The organism is Paraburkholderia sp. CNPSo 3272, assembly GCF_024206495.1.
Lineage (GTDB): Bacteria > Pseudomonadota > Gammaproteobacteria > Burkholderiales > Burkholderiaceae > Paraburkholderia.
The window spans coordinates 282,079-304,243 of sequence record NZ_JAMBPQ010000003.1; the positions used below are offsets into that span (position 1 = coordinate 282,079).

The 22,165-nt window shown below is 63.7% G+C and carries 20 protein-coding genes, 2 tRNA genes and 1 pseudogene; 9 read left to right on the forward strand and 14 right to left on the reverse strand.

The features are described 5' to 3' along the window. The first annotated feature begins 10 nt into the window (after positions 1–10). The 3 genes and pseudogenes from M3I53_RS05595 (at position 11) to M3I53_RS05600 (ending at position 2,424) form a co-directional block, all read left to right on the forward strand. Positions 11–1,087, forward strand: coding sequence for a TniB family NTP-binding protein (locus M3I53_RS05595; RefSeq protein WP_254314980.1), 1,077 nt, complete (start codon positions 11–13; stop codon positions 1,085–1,087). Next, a pseudogene (locus tag M3I53_RS38570) lies at positions 1,084–1,581 on the forward strand (TniQ family protein); the annotation flags it as partial. The gene M3I53_RS05595 and the pseudogene M3I53_RS38570, both read left to right, overlap by 4 nt. 3 nt (positions 1,582–1,584) lie before the next feature. Beyond that, positions 1,585–2,424, forward strand: a complete 840-nt coding sequence (locus tag M3I53_RS05600) for a hypothetical protein (protein WP_254314981.1) — start codon at positions 1,585–1,587, stop codon at positions 2,422–2,424. A gap of 142 nt (positions 2,425–2,566) precedes the next feature. Here the strand turns inward: M3I53_RS05600 and M3I53_RS05605 are convergent. The 4 genes from M3I53_RS05605 to M3I53_RS05620 all read right to left on the reverse strand — a co-directional run bounded on the left by M3I53_RS05605 (position 2,567) and on the right by M3I53_RS05620 (position 4,501). Beyond that, positions 2,567–2,642, reverse strand: a tRNA-Ala gene (locus tag M3I53_RS05605). A gap of 277 nt (positions 2,643–2,919) precedes the next feature. Beyond that, positions 2,920–3,004: transfer RNA gene (locus M3I53_RS05610), tRNA-Leu, on the reverse strand. Between the two features lie 81 nt (positions 3,005–3,085). Further along, positions 3,086–3,304 carry a hypothetical protein gene (locus M3I53_RS05615; RefSeq protein WP_254314982.1) on the reverse strand — a complete coding sequence of 73 codons (219 nt, stop codon included), beginning with the start codon at positions 3,302–3,304 and terminating at the stop codon, positions 3,086–3,088. A gap of 234 nt (positions 3,305–3,538) precedes the next feature. Continuing rightward, positions 3,539–4,501, reverse strand: coding sequence for a LysR family transcriptional regulator (locus tag M3I53_RS05620; RefSeq protein WP_254314983.1), 963 nt, complete (start codon positions 4,499–4,501; stop codon positions 3,539–3,541). A gap of 101 nt (positions 4,502–4,602) precedes the next feature. On the opposite strand from M3I53_RS05620, the gene M3I53_RS05625 reads away from it, so the two are divergent. Next, positions 4,603–6,024, forward strand: coding sequence for an aldehyde dehydrogenase family protein (locus tag M3I53_RS05625; RefSeq protein WP_254314984.1), 1,422 nt, complete (start codon positions 4,603–4,605; stop codon positions 6,022–6,024). Positions 6,025–6,107: 83 nt separating this feature from the next. Here M3I53_RS05625 and M3I53_RS05630 read toward each other — a convergent pair whose 3' ends face one another. Both M3I53_RS05630 and bla read right to left on the reverse strand, forming a co-directional pair. After that, entirely contained in the window at positions 6,108–7,841 is a 1,734-nt protein-coding gene (locus tag M3I53_RS05630) for a methyl-accepting chemotaxis protein (RefSeq protein ID WP_254314985.1), read from the reverse strand. Positions 7,842–7,987: 146 nt separating this feature from the next. After that, positions 7,988–8,893 (reverse strand): class A beta-lactamase, encoded by a 906-nt coding sequence (bla, locus tag M3I53_RS05635; protein ID WP_254314986.1) that lies wholly within the window; start codon positions 8,891–8,893, stop codon positions 7,988–7,990. Positions 8,894–8,990: 97 nt separating this feature from the next. On the opposite strand from bla, the gene M3I53_RS05640 reads away from it, so the two are divergent. Then, the gene (locus M3I53_RS05640) at positions 8,991–9,869 is read left to right on the forward strand and encodes a LysR family transcriptional regulator (RefSeq protein WP_302057558.1); all 879 of its coding nucleotides are present in this window, start codon (positions 8,991–8,993) and stop codon (positions 9,867–9,869) included. 28 nt (positions 9,870–9,897) lie between these two features. Here M3I53_RS05640 and M3I53_RS05645 read toward each other — a convergent pair whose 3' ends face one another. From M3I53_RS05645 to M3I53_RS05660, 4 genes are read right to left on the reverse strand one after another with little or no spacing between them, the layout of a single operon-like run. Continuing rightward, complete coding sequence (locus M3I53_RS05645; protein ID WP_254314987.1) at positions 9,898–10,395, reverse strand: DUF523 domain-containing protein; 498 nt, start codon at positions 10,393–10,395, stop codon at positions 9,898–9,900. Positions 10,396–10,431: 36 nt separating this feature from the next. Next, positions 10,432–11,460, reverse strand: coding sequence for a Zn-dependent oxidoreductase (locus tag M3I53_RS05650; protein WP_254314988.1), 1,029 nt, complete (start codon positions 11,458–11,460; stop codon positions 10,432–10,434). 35 nt (positions 11,461–11,495) lie between these two features. Next, positions 11,496–12,704, reverse strand: a complete 1,209-nt coding sequence (manD, locus tag M3I53_RS05655; RefSeq protein WP_254314989.1) for a D-mannonate dehydratase ManD — start codon at positions 12,702–12,704, stop codon at positions 11,496–11,498. A 19-nt stretch (positions 12,705–12,723) separates the two neighbouring features. After that, entirely contained in the window at positions 12,724–13,455 is a 732-nt protein-coding gene (locus M3I53_RS05660; RefSeq protein WP_254315109.1) for a GntR family transcriptional regulator, read from the reverse strand. A 141-nt stretch (positions 13,456–13,596) separates the two neighbouring features. Between M3I53_RS05660 and M3I53_RS05665 the strand changes: the two genes are divergently transcribed. Continuing rightward, entirely contained in the window at positions 13,597–15,066 is a 1,470-nt protein-coding gene (locus M3I53_RS05665) for a mannitol dehydrogenase family protein (protein ID WP_375542473.1), read from the forward strand. Positions 15,067–15,108: 42 nt separating this feature from the next. Further along, entirely contained in the window at positions 15,109–16,410 is a 1,302-nt protein-coding gene (locus tag M3I53_RS05670) for an MFS transporter (RefSeq protein ID WP_254314991.1), read from the forward strand. 35 nt (positions 16,411–16,445) lie between these two features. Here the strand turns inward: M3I53_RS05670 and M3I53_RS05675 are convergent, their stop codons facing one another. Then, complete coding sequence (locus tag M3I53_RS05675; RefSeq protein WP_254314992.1) at positions 16,446–18,467, reverse strand: NADPH-dependent 2,4-dienoyl-CoA reductase; 2,022 nt, start codon at positions 18,465–18,467, stop codon at positions 16,446–16,448. A 197-nt stretch (positions 18,468–18,664) separates the two neighbouring features. Here M3I53_RS05675 and M3I53_RS05680 point away from each other — a divergent pair, with 197 nt between their 5' ends. Then, a complete protein-coding gene (locus tag M3I53_RS05680) occupies positions 18,665–19,159 on the forward strand; it encodes a MarR family winged helix-turn-helix transcriptional regulator (protein ID WP_254314993.1) in 495 nt (164 codons plus the stop codon). A gap of 243 nt (positions 19,160–19,402) precedes the next feature. Further along, complete coding sequence (locus M3I53_RS05685; RefSeq protein ID WP_254314994.1) at positions 19,403–19,627, forward strand: hypothetical protein; 225 nt, start codon at positions 19,403–19,405, stop codon at positions 19,625–19,627. An 84-nt stretch (positions 19,628–19,711) separates the two neighbouring features. Here the strand turns inward: M3I53_RS05685 and M3I53_RS05690 are convergent, their stop codons facing one another. The 3 genes from M3I53_RS05690 to M3I53_RS05700 all read right to left on the reverse strand — a co-directional run bounded on the left by M3I53_RS05690 (position 19,712) and on the right by M3I53_RS05700 (position 22,115). Beyond that, positions 19,712–20,725, reverse strand: a complete 1,014-nt coding sequence (locus M3I53_RS05690; RefSeq protein ID WP_254314995.1) for a zinc-binding alcohol dehydrogenase family protein — start codon at positions 20,723–20,725, stop codon at positions 19,712–19,714. A gap of 19 nt (positions 20,726–20,744) precedes the next feature. Then, positions 20,745–21,056, reverse strand: a complete 312-nt coding sequence (locus M3I53_RS05695; protein ID WP_254314996.1) for an antibiotic biosynthesis monooxygenase — start codon at positions 21,054–21,056, stop codon at positions 20,745–20,747. A gap of 159 nt (positions 21,057–21,215) precedes the next feature. Then, positions 21,216–22,115 (reverse strand): LysR family transcriptional regulator, encoded by a 900-nt coding sequence (locus M3I53_RS05700; RefSeq protein ID WP_254314997.1) that lies wholly within the window; start codon positions 22,113–22,115, stop codon positions 21,216–21,218. Positions 22,116–22,165 lie beyond the last annotated feature (50 nt).

The window sequence follows — 22,165 nt, forward strand, 5'->3', positions numbered from 1 at the left end:
GGAGTATGCCATGCTTACACGTGAACAAGCGGCTGCGCGTGAACAAGCCATCGCGGGCAGTCCCGCCGACAAAGAAGCATACATGGATGCACTCCGTTTCCCTCACGCGAACCAGGATAAGGTAATCAATGTGATACGCAACCAAGCGAAGCCGGGTGCCGGGCTTTCTACCACTCTCGTGGTAGGCGGCACCGGTGCCGGCAAGTCGACCTTGGGTAAAATGCAATTAGCCGACTATATCTCGTCCAACGCGGTAGAAATCGACAATGACTCAAGCCTTATTCCTGCAGTGATGTGTGAAGTGGATGCAGTCGATGCTAGTACTCGTGAACTTAATTGGCCGCTACAGTACACACATTTGTGTCATGCCTTGCTCGCGCCCAGCATACTTGACGGCATCAACAACTATCAAGAACTCGGGAAGTCACGTGACCTTGTGCGTAACAGTAGACTTATGTTTGAAAAAGCGCTTATAGGGCGAGGAACGACATACCTAATTCTCGATGAGGCTGCCCATTTCACTCGCGCAAAGGGAGACCCTCGCGAGTTTGGGAATCTTTTGAAGTCTTTGGCGAATCGGGCAGGCTTTCACTTGCTTGTACTGGGCTCTTACGGTTCCGAGGAAATTGCCGTGGCAACCGACCAGCTCTCACGCAGATTTGAGGTCGTTCACTACTCGCGATATAAACCGACAAGAGAAGATTTCACAGAATTCTGCAAGTTTGTGAAATCAGTCGCGGAGGCACTGCCACTCGCTTGCAAGGTTGATATCGCGGGTCAAGTTGAGTACATGTTTACTGGCACATTCGGTTACTGTGGCCAAGCCGTCGACGTCTTGAGAAGAGCCGTGAAAAAATGCGATGCTGACGGTGGCCGACAATGGAGAGACGAATTTCTTTTTAGCTCGATGCCATCCGAGAGAGCTCACAGGAAGATTGTAAAGGATACGCTGGTCGGAGAGGATGCCGTCCAGTCTTACCTCCAGAAAGACAGTAAACACAACTACATTACCGAAAAGCAGGCTCGGGACGAGTTGTTGCTCGACGCGGAGGCGACCAATAGAAATACGCAGAGGAAGCAAGGATGAACTCCTCTCTTCGGTTGGCGTCTCGACCGGGAGGTTGGCCAGACGACGCGCCTCCTCGCTCGGCATGCTTCGGACTGTCTCCTGAGGGTTGCAGCGGAGATACTCTTGAAGACCTGCGAAGTTACTTCCGCCGTCTATCCGCACACCACGGGATGCTTCCCTGGACCTTCGCCTTCCGTGCCATTGCACCACTGCTTGGGGGTCGACACTTCGATAGCCGCAGGCACATAGCCAAGGATTGCTACGGACTCGCAATATGCGGAATCACGGATTTGGCGGCGAGGTGGTCGAATGCGCTCAATCTTCTCACTCTGCGGCATGACCTAGAGCGTCATACGCTGCGGCCGCTCGGAAGCATGTTGTCGCCATATAAGCTCCTCTCTCGTTGTGAAAGATTTTGTCCAGCGTGCTATGCGCAGGACGACCGGTCAAATAATCCGAAATACAACCGGCTGCTCTGGCTAATTGACTGCGTAAAGGCATGCCCGATACACGGGATGCGATTGAAACAGATTCCGACACCGAAAATCGGTGACGGAGAAGCGTTCTGGTTGCCAGGTTCATCGCGAGTAGACGGCTCGAATCTGGCAAGGGACGTTGCCGAGGAGGCGTATCCGGAAGAAATAAAGTTCGCGTGGCTAGTTGTCGACCTACTGGAGGATTGCCAATTGCGTCCTGACGCTTTTCTTGGCTCGCCGGCTATTCCAACTTTTCTGAGCCACGCAAGCGCAAGCCTTTTCGGCGGAATTGCTGCCACCTTTGCGGCTGAACTTGGAATTAGTAAGGGAGAGTTCCACGGGTGGATGACTGGTGAAGTTCATCCGAGCCTCCACTGGATTGTTCTTATGGCCTACTGCTGCAACTGCCGCGTTTCCGACGTCTTGCTAGGAAATACGCCGGCCGTCTTTTGGACAGGCCGACCGCGCAATTTAGATTATCGGCTCGTGAACAAGAAGCGGAAGGGCGCTTCAGCGCCGACGTCCGTGCTTATCGCAAACTTCGAGCAATTAATCACCTCGGGAAGAGTCCGATGTTTGCAGGAGGCAGCGGACACACTCGACGTTTCGGTCAAGTTCCTTCACAAAATCGCCCCCGACCATTCTACGCGGCTTATCGAAAACGGTAAGGACTATCAGAAGGACGCGGCTAAGGCGAACGGAGATGCCAAATTCTCGGAGTTTCTAAGTTCGCACACAAGGCTAAGAACCAAAGGCCCGTATGCATCGCGGCGACTCGTTGTAGCCGACGTTCGCGAACGAACGGGCCTGACGTTTGGTTTTCGCCAAGCATGCGAATTTCAGCGAAGGGCTAACCGTATGGCTGGCATTGCAGAGTAGCATAGTCCAGGCCCGCACTCTTTTTCGGAAAAAATCCAACAAGAGATTGCGAGCGCCGCCCAGTCTAACCAAATCGTGTCGTTTACGACATTCTTTGGATAACTCCACATGAAGCAACGTGCCCGAAGGCCACGCGTTCTATTGGTGGAGGTAAGCGGGATCGAACCGCTGACCTCTTGCATGCCATGCAAGCGCTCTCCCAGCTGAGCTATACCCCCATGCAGAACGGCTTCCACGCCAGTGGGATGACGCAGAATCGAGCAATGTCAGCTACTAGACCTGCTCGAAGAGCGGCGATTATATACGCCGCGCACGCAACCTCGCAAGCACTCTCGCGCCCGCCGCGAACTATACTGGAGTCCTTACGATTACCCGAAAAAGCAAAAAGCCGGCTTGTGAGCCGGCTCTATTGCGCCATTCGCAGCAGAAGCGCGCGAATGCAGTTCGTTCCAGTATCACCGCGCAGTTCCCGCGCACGATACTCGATTCGAATTTTGGTGCCGACGGCGAGACTCGAACTCGCACAGCTTTCGCCACTACCCCCTCAAGATAGCGTGTCTACCAATTTCACCACGTCGGCAATCCAATACAACCCGGGACTCGTTAGATCCCGTCCATTCTCGCCCTCGTGGGCTCGAAGGGTCGCCATTGTATCGACTCGTCACGCATTTTTGAAGGCCCCGGGCGAAGATTTTTTGAAGCCCTGCGCCAACGCTTCGATGGGATCGTAGAGGTTTTGCGCCGCCGTATAAGAGTTCTCAAACACCTGTCCGTATTGCTGGCTGCCTTGCAGCGTGCCCGCGCCGGTCGCGACGTTGTACTTCTGGAACACCCAGGCCCAGCGGTCGCGCCGCGTGATCGACTGGCCGAGCGAGAGCATCGCGCTCCAGTGGTCGTTGAACGCGCAGTCGGCGCGCACGAGCTGCGACGTGGCGCTCGCCGTGGTCGGCCTGTTGTTGCAGCTTCGAAGGGTCGGGCATGGTCGGCAGCGTGATCCTGCCGTTCACGGCGACAAGCGGCGCGATGCCGGCCTGCTCGACAATTTGCGTTTCCATGTGCTCGAGATCGTATGGCAGCTTGAGCTTGTCGTTTACACGCCAGTCGATCGCGGCGCTCACGAACTTGCGGCGGCCGCCCCGCGCCGGCTCTTTTTCGCGGGAGAGGGAAGGGGCGTGCGCTTGCGCACCGCGTCGGCGTGTTCGCGAATCGTCTCGATCAGCGCGCGCAATCCCGCCGGCGCGTGCCGCCGCCCGGGGTAATAAAGGCAGAGCCCGTCGAGCGGCGGCGTCCAGTCCTCCAGCACGCGCACGAGCGTGCCCGCCGCGAGGTCCGCGTTTACGTTCCATTCGGTCAGATACGCAAGGCCGAGTCCGTCACGGGCGGCCGCGAGCATGAGACCGGGCTCGTCGAGTGTCAACGTACCCTCCACGGCCACGCGCACGGCCTGCCCGCGCCGCTCGAACTCCCACTGGTAGATTTGCCCGCTCGGCATGCGGCTGCGTATGCAGCGGTGCGACTGGAGGTCGGCGGGCGTGCGCGGCGGCTTGTGCTTCGAAAAATATTCCGGACTACCAACCACTGCAAAACGCTGACGGTCGCCGAAAGGCACGGCAATCATGTCCTGCGGCACCGTTTCGGCGAGGCGAATACCGGCGTCGTAGCCTTCGACCACGATGTCGATGAGCCGCCCTTCCGTAACGAGATCGAGCTTCATCTCGGGATAGCGCTGCAGATAAGCGATGAAAATGGGCATGACCTGTTTCGCCGCTCCCACCGAAGCATTGATGCGCAGCGTGCCAGAGGGCGTGTCGCGAAAGCTGCCGGCCTGGTCGAGCGCCTCGCGGATCGTGGACAACGCGGGCGCGACGCTGCCCACGAACTGCGCACCCGCTTCCGTCAAGGCCACGCTGCGCGTAGTGCGGTTGAAGAGCCGCACGCCGATGCGCGCTTCGAGCGCCGCCACCGCGTGGCTGAGCGCCGAGGTCGACACGCTCAGTTCATTCGCCGCCGCACGGAAGTTGCGATGGCGCGCCACGGCCAGCACGGCTTCGAGTTCCACCAGGCCCGATGTTTTCATTGTCCCAATTCGCTCAACAGCTCATGCAGCATTGTACGGCTAGTCAACGCAATGCCAGGCGTCTATCGTGCCTTCATCGACTCACGTTTTCTGGAGCAGCCATGCAGATCATCGACAAAATCTATATCGACGGCGCGTTCGTCACGCCGCACGGCGAAGAATACTTCGACCTCTTCAACCCGGCGGCCGAGGCCGTGATCGGCCGCGTGCGCCTCGCCGACGCGGCGGACGCGGACGCGGCCATCGCCGCCGCGAAGCGCGCGTTCCCGGCGTTTTCGCGCACCCCGAAGGCGCAGCGCATCGAGATGCTGATGGCGCTGCACGAGGCCGCCGTCGCGAGCGAGGACGCACTTTTCGAAGCGATCGTGCAAGAGTACGGCGCGCCGGTCTCGCGCGGCCGCTGGATGGCGCAGCACGCATCCAACGTGCTGCGCGACGCCGCGCAGACGCTAGAAGGCTATGCGTTCACGCGGCGCGCAGGCACGGCCGAGGTCACCATGCAGCCGCTCGGCGTGGCGGGGCTGATCACGCCCTGGAACAGCGACGCGGGCTTCATCTGCGGCAAACTGGCGGCCGCGCTCGCGGCGGGCTGCACGGCCGTCGTCAAGCCAAGCGAGATGAGCGCGCTCCAGACGCGCATCGTGACCGAGGCGCTGCATTCGGCGGGCTTGCCTGCGGGCCTCTTCAACATCGTCACGGGCCGCGGCGACACCGTGGGCGCGCGTATCGCCGCGCATCCCGACGTCGCCAAGATTTCATTCACGGGTTCGACCGCAGTGGGCAAGTCGATCCTGCGCACGGCTGCGGAAACGCTCAAGCGCGTGACGCTCGAACTGGGCGGCAAGTCGCCGGTCGTCGTGCTCGACGACGCGAATTTCGACGAAGCCGTGCCGCTCGCGCTGCAGGCTGGCTTCATGAACAGCGGACAGGCGTGCATTGCGGGTACGCGCATTCTCGTGCCGCAGTCGCGGCTCGTCGAATTCGAAGCGCGTGTCGCAGAAGCGGTGGCGCAGTTCCAGGCGGGCGATCCGCGCGACACGCGCACGAGCGTCGGCCCCATGGTGAGCCAGAAGCAATGGGAGCGCGTGCAGCGCTATATCGGCATCGGCATCGACGAAGGCGCACGCCTGATTGCGGGCGGCGCGGGGCGGCCCGACGGTATCGAGTCGGGCTGGTTCGTGCGTCCCACCGTGTTCAGCGGCGTGACGAACGACATGACCATCGCCCGCGAGGAAATTTTCGGGCCGGTGCTCTCGATCATCGCGTATCGCGACACGGCGCACGCCGTCGAGATCGCCAACGACACGCCTTATGGACTGCAGGCCTACGTGCTCTCGCCCGATATCGCGCGCGCGCGCCGCGTGGCCGCGCAGATCGAAGCGGGCCGCGTGCTTGTCAACACGCTCGCCCATGAGCCGGCTGCGCCGTTCGGCGGCTTCAAGCAATCGGGCATCGGGCGCGAGTACGGCGCCTTCGGGATCGAAGCGTTTCTGGAACCGAAGTCCACGCTCGGCGTGCTTTGATGCGCCGCTAGCCGCATCAAGATACAAACGCCCCGGTTGTACTGCTGACCGGGGCGTTCGAACTGCGTTTTTAGCGTCCTACATCAGAAGGTCTGCCAGTCGTCATCGGACGTGGCCGTCGCGGGTTCGCGCCGATCCGCCTTGGGAGCGGACGCAGCGGGGGCTCGCACGGGCGCGGGCCTCGAAGCTGCGGGGCGCCTGGCCGTTGCGCTCGCAACGGCCTTCGCCGCCGGCAGAGTATTCGTCGTTGCCGCACGGGCCGCCGAGCCGATGTTGAACACCGATACCAGTTCGCGCAACGCCGCTGCCTGAGAGGACATCGACTGCGCCGCCGCCGACGCTTCCTCGACGAGCGCCGCGTTCTGCTGCGTGACTTCGTCCATCTGCGTGACGGCCTGGTTGACCTGCTCGATGCCGGTGCGCTGCTCGCCCGAGGCCGCCGAAATCTCGTTCATCAGGTCGGCAACTCGCTTGACCGATTGCACGATCTCGCCCATCGTGCGGCCCGCGTCGTCCACGAGCGCCGTGCCGTTGTTGACGCGCTCGACCGATACGCTGATGAGTTCCTTGATTTCACGCGCCGCCGTCGCGCTGCGCTGCGCGAGCGTGCGCACTTCGCCGGCAACTACCGCGAAGCCGCGGCCCTGTTCGCCTGCTCGCGCCGCTTCCACGGCCGCGTTGAGCGCCAGGATATTGGTCTGGAATGCGATGCCCTCGATCACTGAAATGATCTGCGCGACCTGCTCGGAGCTGTTCGCGATATCGCGCATCGTATCAACCACGCGGCCCACCACTTCGCCGCCGCGCGTGGCCGTTTGCGAAGCCTGGCCCGCCAGCGTGTTGCCTTGGGTTGCGTTGTCGGCGTTCTGCTTGACGGTCGCCGTGAGCTCTTCCATGCTCGCCGCCGTTTCTTCGAGCGAAGCGGCCTGTTCCTCGGTGCGCTGGCTCAGGTCGGTGTTGCCCGCCGCGATCTGCGCGGAAGCCGTCGCAATGCCTTCGCTGCCCGTGCGCACGCGGCCCACCAGGTCGACCAGCCGCTCGGTCATGTGACGCAGCGCGCCGAGCAACTGGGCCGCCTCGTCGGTGCCGTCCACGTCGATGCGCGCGGTAAGGTCGCCGCGCGCCACCGTTTCGGCCACATCCACGGCCCGGGCGATCGGGCCCGTGATCGAACGCGTGATGAAGAGGGCAATCGTGGCACCGATGCCAATGGCGATCACGATCAGCGCGATGGTCCACGCGACCGCGCTGTGGTACGCCGCCTTCGCCGTGGCGACTTCGGCGGTCGAGCCGTTGTGATTGAGGGTCACGTCCTGGTTGATGAGATCCATGACTGCCACGAACGACTTCGCCGATGCGCTCGAAACCGCAGCGCGGGCATCCGGCGATCCGCCATCGGCGGACATGACCAGGGCCTCGATCTTCTTGTCGTCGTCCAGATATTGCGACCATGCGCTGCCGATCGAATCGAACAAGCGGCGCTCTTCGGCCGAGGAGAGCAACTTCGAATAGCTGTCGAGCAGCGTGCCGAACTGGCTGATCATCTGGGCGTGCTGGTCGTGCAGCGTAGCCTTCTCACTGGCGTCGCTGGCGATCAGCATCCGCAGCGACGTGCGACGCACGTCCTGCGCCTGATTGCGCATGTTGCCGAGCGTCTCGACGCTGGGCAGCCAGTCCGTAGCGATTTCCTCCGTGCCGTCGAATATGCGCGACGCCTGAAGCAGCCCGATCCCGCCCACCGCGCCGAGCAGGAGCAACACAATGGCAAAGCCCGCGCCGAGACGCGGGCCGATCTTGATTCTGGTAAGGAATGACATGGGGACGCCGTAGTGAGAGGTCACCCATATTGACGACATCGACGTCAAAAAATTAAGTCATTGTTGCAAATATAACAATGCGTAAGGAACACACGCGCATAGTGAACGATCGGTCTCTTTTCATACGATAAGGAGCCCGTATCAAGTCAGAGACCCGCCACCCATACTCCGACCTGTGCGATCGCCGAATCGCGCTGCGCCGAACTGGCATGCGTCGCGCCGGTGAGATAGGTCGTGACGAGGATGGGCGCGCGTCCGGTGGGCCAGACAATGGCCACATCGTTCGCCGTGCCATGGTCGCCGGTGCCGGTCTTGTCGCCCACGCGCCAGTCGTTCGGCAGGCCCGCGCGCAAACGCGCATCACCGGTCTTGTTGGCGACGAGCCATGCAATGAGTTGCTCGCGCGATGCCGCCGAAAGACGCTCGCCCAGCAGCAATTCGCGCAGGTTCGCGAGCATGGCGGCGGGCGTGGTCGTATCGCGCGGGTCGCCGGGGATCGCTTCGTTGAGCGTGGTCTCGTTGCGGTCGAGGCGCGTGACCGGGTCGCCAATGCTGCGCGCGAAAGCGGTGATCGCCGCAGGGCCGCCAATGCTATCCAGCAGCAGGTTGGCCGCCGTGTTGTCGCTGCGGGTGAGCGCGGCTTCGCACAGCTCGGCGACCGTCATTCCCTCACCGCCCGCACGCGGTCCGCTCACCGGCGAATACGACACGACTTGCGCAGGCGAATACACGACCTTGCGCGCGAGGTCTTCCTCGCCGTGATCCTTGCGCGTCAGCACGGCCGATGCGAGCAACACCTTGAACGTGCTGCACATCGGAAAGCGCTCGTGCATGCGCCATCCGCGCACGTGTGGGTTCGCCGTGTCGAGCATCGCCACGCCGAGCCGTCCGCCTGCCTGCGCCTCGATGGCGGCGAGCTGCTTGTCCGCTGCGCCAGCGGGCGTCGCGTCCGTTTCCGGCGCCGTTCCCCCTGTTGCGCCGAATGCTTGAGATGCAACGCCAGCTATCGCGCCGCCCAACACCGTCATCGTGAATCTACGTCGCGTGATCATGGCCTCTCCTTGAAGTGCCGCCACTATCGCGTGTTCTCCACGAGGCGACAAACGATGATAAATTGCGCGTTGCCCCAGAAAAACTTATGCCTCGATCATGCGAACGTATCTGCCCCTCAATGCATTACGCGCGTTCGAATCGTCGGCGCGGCATCTGAGCTTCACGCGCGCGGCGAGCGAGCTGAACGTGACTCAGGCGGCCGTCAGCCAGCAGGTCCGAACGCTCGAGGAGCGGCTTGGTGCGACCCTCTTCAAGCGCCTGCCGCGCGGCCTTGCGATCACCGACGAAGGTCTCGCGCTGCGCCCCGTGCTCACCGACGCATTCGACCGCATCGAAGCCGTGTTGCGCCAATTCGAGGGCGGCCACTTTCACGAGGTCTTGACAGTGGGGGCCGTGGGGACCTTCGCAGTGGGCTGGTTGATGCCGCGCCTGAAGTCGTTTCACGACGCGCATCCGTTCGTCGAGCTGCGCATCATGACGAACAACAATCTCGTCGATCTCGCGGGCGAAGGCCTCGACTTTGCCATTCGATTCGGCGACGGCACCTGGCCCGGTTCGCGCGCCGCAAAGCTGTTCGACGCGCCGCTCGCCGCTCTCTGCACGCCCGATATCGCGCAGCGTCTGCAGAGCCCGGCCGATCTCGCCAACGAAAAACTGCTGCGCTCGTATCGTGCCGACGACTGGACGCTCTGGTTCGAAGCCGCCGGGCTCGCCCCGCGCCCGGTGCGCGGACCCGTATTCGATTCGTCGCGGCTCATGGTGGAAGCGGCAATGCAGGGCGCGGGTATCGCGCTCGCCCCGGTTTCGATGTTCGAGCGCGATCTCGCGGCGGGAAGGCTCGTACGGCCCTTCGATATCGAGGTGCAGGCCGGCAGCTACTGGCTCACGTCGCAAAAGGGGAAAACGGCGACGCCCGCCATGCGCGCCTTCAAACAATGGATCGTGAAGGAAGCCGGCAGCGGCGAGGAAGGGTGATGCGCGGGCCACCGTCGCGGTCAGTCTGCTACGCGCTTGCCTGCGTGAGCCGTGCGTGAAGCGCTTCGATTTCCGTTTCGGCAAAGACCTCGATGCCGTGCTGACGCAGCAACGCAGTCGTCACACCTGCGCCCGCATGCTTGCGGCCCGCGAAGCTGCCGTCGTAAATCGCACGACTGCCGCACGAGGGGCTGCCATCGGTCAGCAGCGCATAGCGGCAGTCGTGGGCTAACGCTAGTTCGAGCGCGACGCGGGCGCCTTCGACGAAACATATGGAAACGTCCTCGCCGCGCGCATCGATCACGTGTGCGAGCCCTGCCAGCACAGCGGCGCCAGAAGCGGCGTTTGCGATCTCCGCAGGCGGCCTCGGCACGCCGAACCCGCCCGCGACTTCCGGGCAAACGGGCACGAGCCGCCCCTCGCGCTGCCACTGCTCGATCAGTGCATGCGCAACGGTTTTCGCCGAGCCGTCGTATCGAACCGGGCGGCCAAGCAGGCAAGCGCTAACGAGTATTCGGGGGAGCATGCGCGAAGAGGTTCCATTGCACGAATGCCCCGCATTTTACGCGCCGAAGTCGAGCAACACCTTGCAGGTCTCGCGTGGATTGTGCTCCGCCAGCTCGAACGCGCTGCTCACCTCGCGAAAATCCACCTTGTGCGTGATGATCGATTCCGGCGTCACAAGCCCGCGCTCCAGCCAGTCGATAACGGTCGGGAACATCGCGCAGTTCAGGCGCGAAGCACACAACGTGAGTTCCTTTTTCGTCAGCTCCTGCTGCGCGATGGCCGAAGGCGTCGACGAAAAACCGAGCAGCCCGATACGGCCCGCGGGCGCCGCGAGCCGCACCGCCTCTTCGAGAATCGACGGATGACCCACCGCATCGAAAATCAGCGTGGGGCCGTCTTCCACGCCGCGCGCGCGCAGCGCGTCGGCGAGCGGCTCGTTGCGCGTGTTGATCGTTTCGTCGGCTTGCGCCCCGCAACGACGTGCGAGTTCGAGCCGCTCGTCGAGCTGATCCGTAATGAACGCACGCACGCCGTACACGCGCTTGAGCACCTGGAGGATCGTCAGGCCCACGGTGCCCGCGCCGTAGATCAGCGCAACGTCGCTGTCCAGTACACCGGTGCGCGCTGTAACGTTCGCCGCCACGGCAAACGGCTCGACAATCGCCGCGCACGATTGCGCAATACGCTCGGGAATGCGGTATGCGTTGCGCGCGGGCGCGCACACATACTCGCTGAAACCGCCGTCGCGATGCACGCCCAGCACGACGAGATTGCGGCACACGTTCTGCCGCCCGATCTGGCACGCGTGGCAGCGCCCACAGCTAATGACGGGATCGACGGCCACGAGTTCGCCCACGCGCGCGGCATCGACACGCTCGCCAACGGACTCGATGCGGCCCACGAACTCGTGGCCGATGATGCGTGGATACGACACGAACGGATTGTGCCCGCGATAGATGTGCAGGTCCGAGCCACAGATGCCCGCATAACGCACGCGTACGCGCACTTCTCCCGCTGCGGGCGTGGGCGTGGGCATCTCGCGCACGGCGAGGCTGTTCGGTCGATCGACTACGACGCTCAACATAGTGGACGCTTCCATGGATATTTGATCAGGCATGCCTACCAGTTCCACATCGATCCGTCGCCCAGACGGGCGACCGGCAGATAGGCGCGTTCATAGGGATATTTCGCGGCCAGCGTCTCGTCGATGTCCACGCCGAGCCCCGGCGCGTCGTCCATCACGAGGAAGCCGTTCTCGAAGCGGTACTGATGCGGGAACACGGCATTCGTGAGCGCGTTGTGCGGCATCAGTTCCTGAATGCCGAAGTTCGGCGCCCACAGGCCGAAGTTCACGGCGGCGGCCATGCAGACCGGCGAAAGATCGGTGGCGCCATGAAAGCCCGTGCGCACCTGGTACATGGCCGCGTAGTCGGCAATGCGGCGCATATGCGTAATGCCGCCCGCGTGCACGATGGTCGCGCGGATATAGTCGATCAGCTGTTCGCGTATCAGGTCCTTGCAGTCCCAGATCGAGTTGAACACCTCGCCCACCGCGAGCGGCGTGCTGGTGTGGCTGCGGATCAGGCGGAAACTCTCCTGGTTCTCGACCGGTGTCGCGTCTTCCAGCCAGAAGAGGCGATACGGCTCCAGGTCGCGGCCGAGGCGCGCGGCCTCGATCGGCGTGAGGCGGTGGTGCGCGTCGTGCAGCAGATGCGGGCCGAAGCCCACGGCCTCGCGCACCTTGCGAAAGAGTTCGGGCGTATGGCGCAAATAGAGCGCCGTGTCCCACGGCTCCTCCGGCGGCAGCCCCTTCTGGGCAGGCTCGTACTCGCCCTTGACCTTGCCCACGCCATACACCTTGTCGAGACCGGGCACGCCCGACTGCACGCGAATCGCCTGGTAGCCCTCCTCCACATGCTGGCGCACCGCGTCGATGGCCTCTTCGTGGTCGCGCCCGTTTGCGTGACCGTAGACCATGAGCCCTTCGCGGCTCTTGCCGCCTAGCAGCTGATACACGGGCATGTTCGCGAGTTTGCCCTTGATATCCCAGAGCGCCATGTCGACAGCGGCGATCGCCGTCATCGTGACCGGGCCGCGCCGCCAGTACGCGCCGCGATAGAGGTATTGCCAGATGTCCTCGATATTGCGCGGGTCGCGGCCCACGAGGCATGCGAACACGTGATCTTCGAGGTACGCGCGCACGGCCAGCTCGCGGCCGTTGAGCGTCGCGTCGCCGAGACCGTACACGCCTTCGTCGGTCACGATCTTCACGGTCACGAAATTGCGGCCGGGGCAGGTGACGATCGTCTGCAGCCGTTCAATCTTCAATTGCTGTCTCCACTCTCTTTCATTCGACGAAATAGTCGGGCACGCGCGCCTGCACTTCCGGCAGATGCGAGCCCACGCGGTCGATATGGCTCGCCACCGTGGCCCCCAGTTGCGCGAAGTTGCGCGAAGCCATATGCGCGAGGATCAGTTCGTGTTCGCGCAGCGCGCGCTGCGCATGGTCCGCCACACGGTCGAGCAGCAGCCAGCGCACGCGGTCGAACTGGCGCTTCATCGGCTGCAGCATTTCCCACACATGCGAGCGGCCCGCGAATTCGAAGAGGCGCCGGTGCATCAGCTCGTCGAGATCGAAAAAGCGGTCCACGTCGCCGCGCGCGACCGCGTCGCGCTGGTCGTCGACGATCCGGCCGAACTCCGCGAGCTGGTCGGCTGTGATGGTCTGGGCCAGTTGCACGTGGTTCGCGCATTCGAGCGTGCTGCGCGCGAAGCGTCCCTCTTCGAGCTGCGATACGGAGATCGGCGCGACGATCGTGCCGACCTTGCGGTAGATGTTCACGAGATGTTCGTCGGCTAGCTGCGCGAGCGCTTCGCGCACCGGCGTGCGGCTCACCTGTAGCGCTTCGGCAATCGCGGCTTCGGAGAGGCTGGCGTGCGGCGGCAGCGCGCCGCGCACGATCGCGTCGCGCAGAAAAGCATGCACTTGTGGGCGATAGGAAGTGGCGGGATTGGCGACGAATCCGCTCAGTGCGGCGAGGACAGTGTCCTCTTGCGGTTCGATGACGGTCTGGCTCATGTCGGTCAAGGGTGACTGTTTGTACCATGGTAGCAAAAACATTTTACGATCCATGCATAGCGTTAACCCCGATAAAACGAGATAAAACATCGGACTAAGCTTCAGGCATTCGCTTGTGTACCATGGTACAAACCAATGACGATACCTCTTTTGTGTGAGCGTTCACTAACTAACACCGCGACGACTGTCCGCCAACCGGGGTACGACCGCCAGTGCGTGCGCCCCGGCATCGTCCATCTCGGTCTGGGTGCGTTTCATCGCGCGCACCAGGCGCTCTATACGGAAGCGCTGCTCGAGCGCGGCGACACGCGCTGGGGCATAGTCGGCGTGAGCCTGCGAGAGAGGCGCGTGCCGCAGGCGCTGGCCGCCCAGGACCACCTCTATTCGGTCACCGAGCGCAGCGGCGAGACGACGGCGTGCCGCGTGGTCGGCGCCCTGCGCGACGCGCTGTACGCGCCCGAGGCGATGGACCGGGTGCTCGGCGCGATTGCGGACCCCGGCGTGGCCGTCGTGAGCTTGACCGTGACGGAGAAGGGCTACAGCATCGCGCCCGCCGGTGCCGAGCTGGACGCCGGCGACCCCGGCATCTGCCACGACCTCATGACACCCGACGCGCCGCGCACCACGCTTGGCGTGCTCGCCGCGGGCATCCGCAGCCGCTCCGCCGGCGCGCCGCTCACGGTGGTCTGCTGCGACAACATGCAGGCCAACGGCGACACGCTGCGCAAGCTGCTGATCCAGTATGCGGAGCAGGTCGACCCGGCGCTCGCGCGCCGGATCGGCGAGACAATCGCGTTTCCCAACACGATGGTCGATCGCATCGTGCCGGCCGCCACGCCCGCGTCGCTCGACGCGGTGGCGACGCAACTCGGCCTGCGCGACGAAGCCGCGATCGTATGCGAGCCGTTCACCCAGTGGGTCATGGAAGACCGCTTCAGCGGCCCGCGCCCCGCGTGGGAAGACGCGGGCGCGCTGCTCACGCGCGATGTGCACCCGTACGAGGCCATGAAACTGCGCCTGCTGAACGGCTCGCATTCGGCGATTGCGTACGTGGGTCAGTTGCGCGGGCGCGAAACCGTTTCCGATGCGATGGACGATCCCGCGATGGCCGCGTTCGTGCGCGCGCTGATGACCGAGGACCTGCTCGCCACTGTGACGGTCCCGCCTGGCTTCGACGTTCATTCGTACTGCCAGGATCTGCTGGCGCGCTTTGCCAACCCGACGCTCGCGCACCGTACCAGCCAGATCGCGACGGACGGCACGCAGAAAGTACCGGTGCGCTGGCTACCTGCGCTGCGCGAGAGCCTCGCGCACGGTATCGAGCGTCCTCATCTCGAACGCGCGCTCGCCGCCTGGCTGCACTACCTCGCGGCCGAACGCAGCGACGCGGGCACGTCGATCGTGTTGAGCGACCCCGGCGCCCCTGCGCTCGCCGCGAAGCTGCGCAGCGCGAGCACGGCGCTTGACGCCGTGCAAGCCGCCCTGTCGCACACGAGCGTCTTTGGCGCCGCGCCCTGGCCGCAGGCGTTCGCCCAGCGGCTCGGCCGCCATCTGCAATCGCTGCGCCGGCACGGCACGAACGCGCTGCTGTCCTGCCCCGCGCCGGCCTGAAACCGCACGCGCGCCCAACTCGATAAAGACTGGAGACAGAACATGAAGCAACGCACGATGGGATGGATAACCGTATTCCTGTTATTTCTCGTCTACGGCATCAATTACCTCGACCGGGTGGCGCTCTCGATCACCGCACCGCTCGTTCAAAAGGACCTCGGCATCGATGCGGCGCAGATGGGCATCGTGTTCAGCAGCTTCTTCGTAGGCTATGCGCTGTTCAACTTCGTGGGCGGCCTCGCGAGCGACAAGCTCGGGCCGAAGATCGTGTATGTCCTCGCGGTCGGGCTGTGGTCGATCTTCTGCGGGCTCACGGCCGTGGCCGTGGGCTTCGCGAGCCTGCTCGTGCTGCGCGTGCTGTTCGGCATGGCCGAAGGGCCGCTCTGCGCAGGCGCGAACAAGATGGTCAACAACTGGATGCCGCGCGACATCGCCGCGACTTCCATGGGACTCCTGAGCGCCGGCTCGCCGCTCGGCGGCGCAATTGCCGGCCCGGTGATCGGGCTGCTCGCGATCAGCTTCGGCTGGCGCCCCGCGTTCTGGATCATCTGCGCGATTGGCCTCGTATGGTGCGTCGCGTGGATGCTGCTCACCGCCAACCGTCCTTCGGAAAGCCGCTTTGTCAGCACGCTCGACGAAGCCGAGCCGGCGCGGCGGGGGCAGGGCGTCGCGCACACGAGCCGCGCGGTGCCCGACAGCGCCGCTTCTTTGCCGCTCTCGGCATGGCTGCGCCAGCCGCTCGTGATCGCGACGGCCGTGGCGTTCTTCGCCTACAACTACGTGCTGTTCTTTTTTCTGAGCTGGTTCCCCAGCTACCTCGTGCAGGCGCATCACCTCAACATCCGCGAGATGAGTCTCGCCACCGTCGTGCCCTGGCTCGTGGGCACCGTTGGCCTCGCGGCGGGCGGCGCGATCTCCGATGCGATCTTCCGCTGGACCGGCAAGCTCATGCTCTCGCGCAAGATTGTCCTTTCCACTTGTCTCGCGGCGACGGGCGTGTGCGTGGGTGTTGCCGGCCTCGTGCATACGGCTGTCGCGGCCATCGCACTGATGTCGATTGCGCTCTTCCTGCTCTATGTGACGGGCGCGCTCTACTGGGCGATCGTGCAGGACGTCGTGCATCCCGCCAGGGTGGGCAGCGTGAGCGGCTGCATGCACTGCGCGGGCAGCCTTTCGGGCGTGATCGGGCCAGCCGTGACAGGCTTGCTGGTGGAGCGCAGCGGCTCGTTCGCCACGGCGTTCGTGCTGGCCGGTGCGGTTGCACTCACAGGCGCGGCGCTCTCGGCAATTTTCATTCGCGACGCACGCAAGAGCGCGCCGCTCACGGACGAGGCATATTCTTAACCAGCGCGTAACCAGCGTGTGCGCTGTCGGCGACATCACATCGTCATCGCGAGCCGCGTGGCCTGATCGATAGCGCGCAACGCATCGAGTTCGGCGGCGACATCAGCGCCGCCTATCACCTTCGGTTTCGCCGCGCGCGCGACGAGTTCATCGTAAAGCTTACGGTTCGAATTCTGGCCTGCGCACAGCACGACATGATCGACGGCGAGCACATGCGGCTTGCCATCGACGCGATAATGCAGGCCTTCGTCGTCGATCGCATCGTAGGTCACGCCCGAGGTCATCATCACACGCGCCTTGCGCAGGCGGGCCTTCAAGATCCATCCCGTCGATTTGCCGAGGCCCTTGCCGAGCGGTTCCTCCTTGCGCTGAAACATGTGAACGCTACGGCGCGGCGCGCCATGAGCGTCGCTACGCGTTAAGCCGCCCGCATCCGCATTCGCGGGATCGACGCCCCACGCGCGGAAAAACGCGCCACGGTCCAGCGATTCCAGCGCGTCGCCCAGCAGATACTCGGCCACGTCGAAACCGATGCCGCCCGCGCCGACGATCGCCACGCGCGCACCTACTTCGACCTGGCCCGCGAGCACATCGATATACGACACCGCCTTCGGATGATCGGCACCCACGATATCGGGCATGCGCGGGATGACGCCGGTGGCGATGATGATCTCGTCGAACGCCTCGCTCGCGAGTTCGTCGGCCGTTGCCGCTTGCCCGAGCCGCAATGTCACGCCGAGCCGCTTTAACCGTACCTCGAAATAGCGCAGCATCTCGTGAAACTCGGCTTTGCCGGGCACGACCTTCGCAAGATTCAGTTGGCCGCCCAACCGCGCATGCGCTTCGAACAGCGTGAGCGTATGGCCACGTTCGGCGGCGTTGATCGCGAACGCCATGCCGGCCGGTCCGCCGCCCACGACCGCGATGCGTTTGGGCTGCAAGGCCTTGCCCGCCGCGAATTCGATCTCGCGCCCGGCGCGCGGATTGACGAGGCAAGTGGCCGTGCGTTCCGTGAAGATTCGGTCGAGGCAGGCCTGATTGCAGCCGATGCACGTGTTGATTTCGTCGGCCATGCCAAGCCGCGTTTTCTTCGCGAAGTCCGGGTCGGCGAGCAGCGGGCGCGCCATCGAAACGAGGTCGGCCACACCCGAGGCGATCAGTTCCTCCGCGACTTCAGGCGTGTTGATGCGGTTCGACGCCATCACCGGAATCGACACCGCCTCTTTGACGTTGCGAATCGCGTCGCGCCAGGCCGCGCGCGGCACGCACGCCGCGATGGTCGGCACCGCCGACTCGTGCCAGCCCACGCCCGTGTTGATGAGGTCCGCGCCGGCCGCTTCTATCTCCTTCGCGAACGCCGCGATCTCGACGCCGCTCATGCCGCCTTCCACGAGGTCGATGGAAGAGATGCGGTAGATCAGCATGGGCTCGCGGCCCATTTGCGCGCGCACGGCGCGTACGATGTCGAGCGCAAAGCGGATGCGGCCTGCGAAGCTGCCACCGAATTCGTCGTCGCGCGCGTTGGTGACGGCCGCCGTGAACTCGTTGATGAGATAGCCTTCCGAGCCCATGATCTCCACGCCGTCGTAGCCGGCCTGGACCGCGAGCGCCGCCGTGCGGGCGAAGTCGTCGATGGTGGCACGCACTTCCTGAGTGCTGAGCGCGCGTGGCGCGTACGCGTTGATTCTCGCCTTGGCGCCCGTGGGCCCCACGCACTCCGGCACCTTCGCATAGCGGCCCGCGTGCAGGATCTGCAGCACGATCCTGCCGCCCGACTCGTGAACCGCGCGCGTCACCGCACGATGCTCGTCGATCTGCTCCGCGCGATTGAAGAGCGGGCCTCCCGTCTCCATCACGCCTTCGGGATTCGGCGAAAACCCGCCGCTCAGAATCAGGCCGATCTCGCCGGCCGCGCGCGCCGCATAGAACGCGGCGAGACGCTCATGCGGACGGTCGAGCGTTTCGAGCCGCGTGTGCATCGCACCCATCACCATGCGGTTGGGCAGCAGCGTCGCGCCAACGCGAAGCGGGGTCAAAAGCCGATCGTAGATCGCCATGGGATGTCTCTTGATATTCTCGTGCGTCGTTTCCACACTCTAGGCGAGGCTCCCAATTACGTCAACATCATGATATAAATTGAGGGCGCGAGGATGGGTATTGCCCGAGTGGACGGCGCGCTCGCTTCCTTTCAATATTTTCGTATCACGTATTTGTCTCGTTGCCGCCGGACTCGCGCGGTGACCGAAAGGCGCCCATGACCCAGAACGACCCTTCGTACGATCAATCCGTCTCGTCGATTCACAACCGCTTGTTCTTCCGCCTGTTCCAGGCGGGCAACACGCTCGACCGGCAGACAACCAAGGCGCTCGGCATCACGACCGTGCAGTGGTCGGTGCTCGGCGCGCTGTCGCGACCGCAGGTTGAGGAGGGCATGTCGTTTTCCGAACTGGCCGACTATCTCGTCGTGAGCCGCCAGAGTCTCGACGGCGTGCTCAAGCGCCTCGAGCGCGACGATCACGTGCTGCGCGTGGCCGACACCGTGGACCGGCGCGCGAAAAAAGTGGTGCTCACAGAGCAGGGCAAGGTGTTCTGGGAGAGCTTGCAGCCGAAGATCTACGAGTTCTATCGTCAGGCGCTCGCGAGCTTTCGCTTCGATGACAAGGTCTCGCTCGTGCACTTCCTCAACCAACTGAACAAGGGCATGGACGAGATCGATCTCGGCGAAGCGGCGCAGCGCGAGGAGGAGTGAATGCACGCTCGCGCTTTCATATCGTGCAATGCGCGCCCGGTGTGTGCAAATTACGCATTTTCGAATGGGGGCCCGCAATTGCACATCGAAGGACACCTTCTCTTATCGTGAAAGACATCGCGTAAACCATTGAACCACAAGGAAATTTCAGCGCCGAAAACCCGCGAGGATGCCGTCTTTCACTGCGATAGACTGAATCCAATCGACGCTTCTTATTCGCTTGTTAATCAATGGAGATTGATCATGGACGTCTATGTCGAACCGTTACCGAGAGGCCAATGGGGACCAATCGATGGCTACGCCCTGGAGTTCGCGGACGGCAGCAAATTCGCCGAGAACATCTTTCGCTCCGAGCTTCTCGCGATTAGCGAAATCGTCCTGAGAGGCTATAAGCCGCTGCTGGCGAACGTCCGCATCACGGACAAGCAGGCCAACGCGCACTGGAAGCGCCCCGAAACTGCGCGCTGACGCACCTTGAGCACCCGTTCGTCACGCTCGTGAGCACGGCCGATTGTGCGTTCGACCGCGCATCCGAGTGACGGACGGCGCGCTTTAAAACCCTTCGAGCACGAGCTTGCCGCGCGAGCGGTTGGTTTCCACGAGCTCGTGCGCCCGGCGCAGGTTCGCCGCATTGATGGTCCCGAAGCTCTCGTTGAGCGTCGTGCGCAACACGCCTTCGTCGATGAGCGAAGCCATGCGCTCGAGCAGATCATGCTGGCGAATCTGATCTTTCGTCCCGAACATCGAGCGCGTAAACATGAACTCCCAATGCAGGGCCACGCTCTTGGTCTTGAGCTTGCGGAAGTCGACCAGTTCCGGGTCGTCGATCAGCGCGAGATGCCCCTGCGGATTAATCGAGGCGACGATCTCGTCGAAGTGACGGTCGGTCTGATTCAGGCTCGCGATATAGTCCACGCCTTCCATGCCGATACGCTTGAGTTCCTGCGAAAGCGGCTTCGTATGATCGATGACGCGATGGGCGCCCAGCTCGCTCACCCACTTCGACGTTTCAGGCCGCGACGCCGTGCCGATCACCGTGAGGCCCGTGAGCTTGCGCGCCAACTGCACGAGAATCGAACCGACGCCGCGCGCCGCGCCGATCACGAGCAGCGAGTCGCCGGACGGCGCCGTGCCCTCGGGCACCTTGAGGCGGTCGAAAAGCAACTCCCACGCCGTGATGGAGGTGAGCGGCAACGCAGCCGCCTCCGCGAAGTTGAGGCTTTGCGGCATGCGGCCCACGATGCGCTCGTCCACCACGTGCAATTCGCTGTTGGTGCCAGGGCGCAGCAGCGAGCCCGCATACCACACCCGGTCGCCCGGCTTGAAGAGCGTCACGTCACGGCCCACGGCGCGCACGACGCCGCTCGCGTCCCAGCCGATCACTTTCGGCTCGCCGTTTTCGGGCGCTTTGTTCGCGCGCACCTTCACGTCGACCGGGTTCACCGACACGGCATGCACTTCAACGAGCAGATCGCGCGGGCCCGGCTGCGGCTCGGGGACCTCGAGATCGATCAGCGATTCGGGCTCGCTGATGGGGAGATTGCGGTAATAACCAATCGCTTTCATCGTGAATACCTCCAGACAGTCAAATTGCGGGAAACCGGCTTTGTTGAACGTGCGGCTCGAAGTGATAGAGGTCGGGGTCCGCCGAGAAGTACGGCCACAGTGTGTGCAGAAAGCTCTGGAAATCGCCATGCAGCATGAACGCGCTCTGCGCGTCGAGGGAGTCCCATTGCACTTCCAGCACGTAGCAACCTTCATCTTCGCACTGCGGACCGAGGCGGTGCCCGCGATAACCCGGCTTGTCCGTGAGTAACGGGCATACGCGCAGCCAGGCCGCCTCGAAATGCGAAATCTTGTCGGCTCGCAGGTAAAAGCGGCCTATCGCGACGATCATGCAAGTCTCCGTGCCGTTCGTGTTGGTACGAATAATCGGCCCGCGCGCCGGGCGCGCCTAGCGGCAAACGCCGAATTCAGCTTCAAAGCTGCTTTGAAGATCGGGGGGCGACCCGGCCGGGTATCGGACCAGCGAGCGGACCTACCGCGGAATCAAATATCAGGCGAGGTACGCGGCGATGCGCTCGCGCAGCACGTCGCGCAGTGCGTTGACGGTCGGCGAGAGCATCGTGCGGTGCGCGCAGACAAGATGCAGCGGCGCACCTTCGCCCTGAAACGCCTCGAGCGCGGTTTCGAGGCGTCCCGCCTGAATATCGGCGAGCACGTCCAGACGCGACTTGTACGCGAGGCCGTGCCCCGCCACGGCCCAGCGGCGCACGAGTTCGCCGTCGTCGCTGCTACGGTTGCCGTGCACGTTCACGACGCTCGCTTCGTCGCCGCGGTAGAAGGTCCAGCGGTCGTGCAGTGTATCGCTCAGCGCGAAGCGCAGACAGTTGTGGCCCGAGAGATCGGCAGGCGTCGCGGGTTTGCCGTGACGCGCGAAATAGCCGGGCGCGGCGCACAGCGCGCGCCGGTTGTCGGGCGCGAGCGGCAGCGCGACGAGCGAGGAATCTTCGGGCACGCCATAGCGAACGGCCACTGCAACGGGCGAGCGGAACATGTCGGTCACGCGGTCGCCAATGTGCACCTGGAACGAAACCGGAGGATGCTGCGTCTGAAAATCGTCGAGCCAGGGCGCGAGCACGTTGCGGCCGAGGTCGGAAGGAATCGACAGCGACACCGTGCCGCCGATCATCTTGCGCCCATGCGCCACGGCGTTCTGGCCGGCCTCGACCTGCTCCATGACGCCGCGCGCGTATTCGAGGTAGCGCGCGCCGTCCTGCGTGAGGCGCAGGCTGCGTGTGGATCGTGCGAGCAGGCGCGTGCCAAGTTCGGTTTCGAGGCGCTTGAGGCCCGCGCTCGCCACGGCGGGCGTGAGATTGAGTTGGCGCGCGGCGGCCGAGAGGCTCCCGTTGTCTGCCGCATTGATAAAGATGACGAGGTCTTCCAGTCTGATCATGTACCTTCGCGTCTCGTTGGGCTGCGCGCGCTTCGCAAGCTGGCGCCGCT

Excerpts from the sequence above, each read along its gene's own strand:
- M3I53_RS05650 (WP_254314988.1), bottom strand. The coding sequence starts at position 11,460 with ATGTTGAGCGTCGTAGTCGATCGACCGAACAGCCTCGCCGTGCGCGAG.
- M3I53_RS05600 (WP_254314981.1), top strand. The coding sequence starts at position 1,585 with ATGCGATTGAAACAGATTCCGACACCGAAAATCGGTGACGGAGAAGCG.
- M3I53_RS05630 (WP_254314985.1), bottom strand. The coding sequence starts at position 7,841 with ATGTCATTCCTTACCAGAATCAAGATCGGCCCGCGTCTCGGCGCGGGC.
- M3I53_RS05670 (WP_254314991.1), top strand. The coding sequence starts at position 15,109 with ATGAAGCAACGCACGATGGGATGGATAACCGTATTCCTGTTATTTCTC.
- M3I53_RS05640 (WP_302057558.1), top strand. The coding sequence starts at position 8,991 with ATGCGAACGTATCTGCCCCTCAATGCATTACGCGCGTTCGAATCGTCG.
- M3I53_RS05680 (WP_254314993.1), top strand. The coding sequence starts at position 18,665 with ATGACCCAGAACGACCCTTCGTACGATCAATCCGTCTCGTCGATTCAC.
- M3I53_RS05660 (WP_254315109.1), bottom strand. The coding sequence starts at position 13,455 with ATGAGCCAGACCGTCATCGAACCGCAAGAGGACACTGTCCTCGCCGCA.
- M3I53_RS05620 (WP_254314983.1), bottom strand. The coding sequence starts at position 4,501 with ATGAAAACATCGGGCCTGGTGGAACTCGAAGCCGTGCTGGCCGTGGCG.
- M3I53_RS05695 (WP_254314996.1), bottom strand. The coding sequence starts at position 21,056 with ATGATCGTCGCGATAGGCCGCTTTTACCTGCGAGCCGACAAGATTTCG.
- M3I53_RS05615 (WP_254314982.1), bottom strand. The coding sequence starts at position 3,304 with ATGCTCTCGCTCGGCCAGTCGATCACGCGGCGCGACCGCTGGGCCTGG.
- M3I53_RS05690 (WP_254314995.1), bottom strand. The coding sequence starts at position 20,725 with ATGAAAGCGATTGGTTATTACCGCAATCTCCCCATCAGCGAGCCCGAA.
- M3I53_RS05595 (WP_254314980.1), top strand. The coding sequence starts at position 11 with ATGCTTACACGTGAACAAGCGGCTGCGCGTGAACAAGCCATCGCGGGC.
- M3I53_RS05645 (WP_254314987.1), bottom strand. The coding sequence starts at position 10,395 with ATGCTCCCCCGAATACTCGTTAGCGCTTGCCTGCTTGGCCGCCCGGTT.
- M3I53_RS05685 (WP_254314994.1), top strand. The coding sequence starts at position 19,403 with ATGGACGTCTATGTCGAACCGTTACCGAGAGGCCAATGGGGACCAATC.
- bla (WP_254314986.1), bottom strand. The coding sequence starts at position 8,893 with ATGATCACGCGACGTAGATTCACGATGACGGTGTTGGGCGGCGCGATA.
- M3I53_RS05625 (WP_254314984.1), top strand. The coding sequence starts at position 4,603 with ATGCAGATCATCGACAAAATCTATATCGACGGCGCGTTCGTCACGCCG.
- M3I53_RS05675 (WP_254314992.1), bottom strand. The coding sequence starts at position 18,467 with ATGGCGATCTACGATCGGCTTTTGACCCCGCTTCGCGTTGGCGCGACG.
- M3I53_RS05700 (WP_254314997.1), bottom strand. The coding sequence starts at position 22,115 with ATGATCAGACTGGAAGACCTCGTCATCTTTATCAATGCGGCAGACAAC.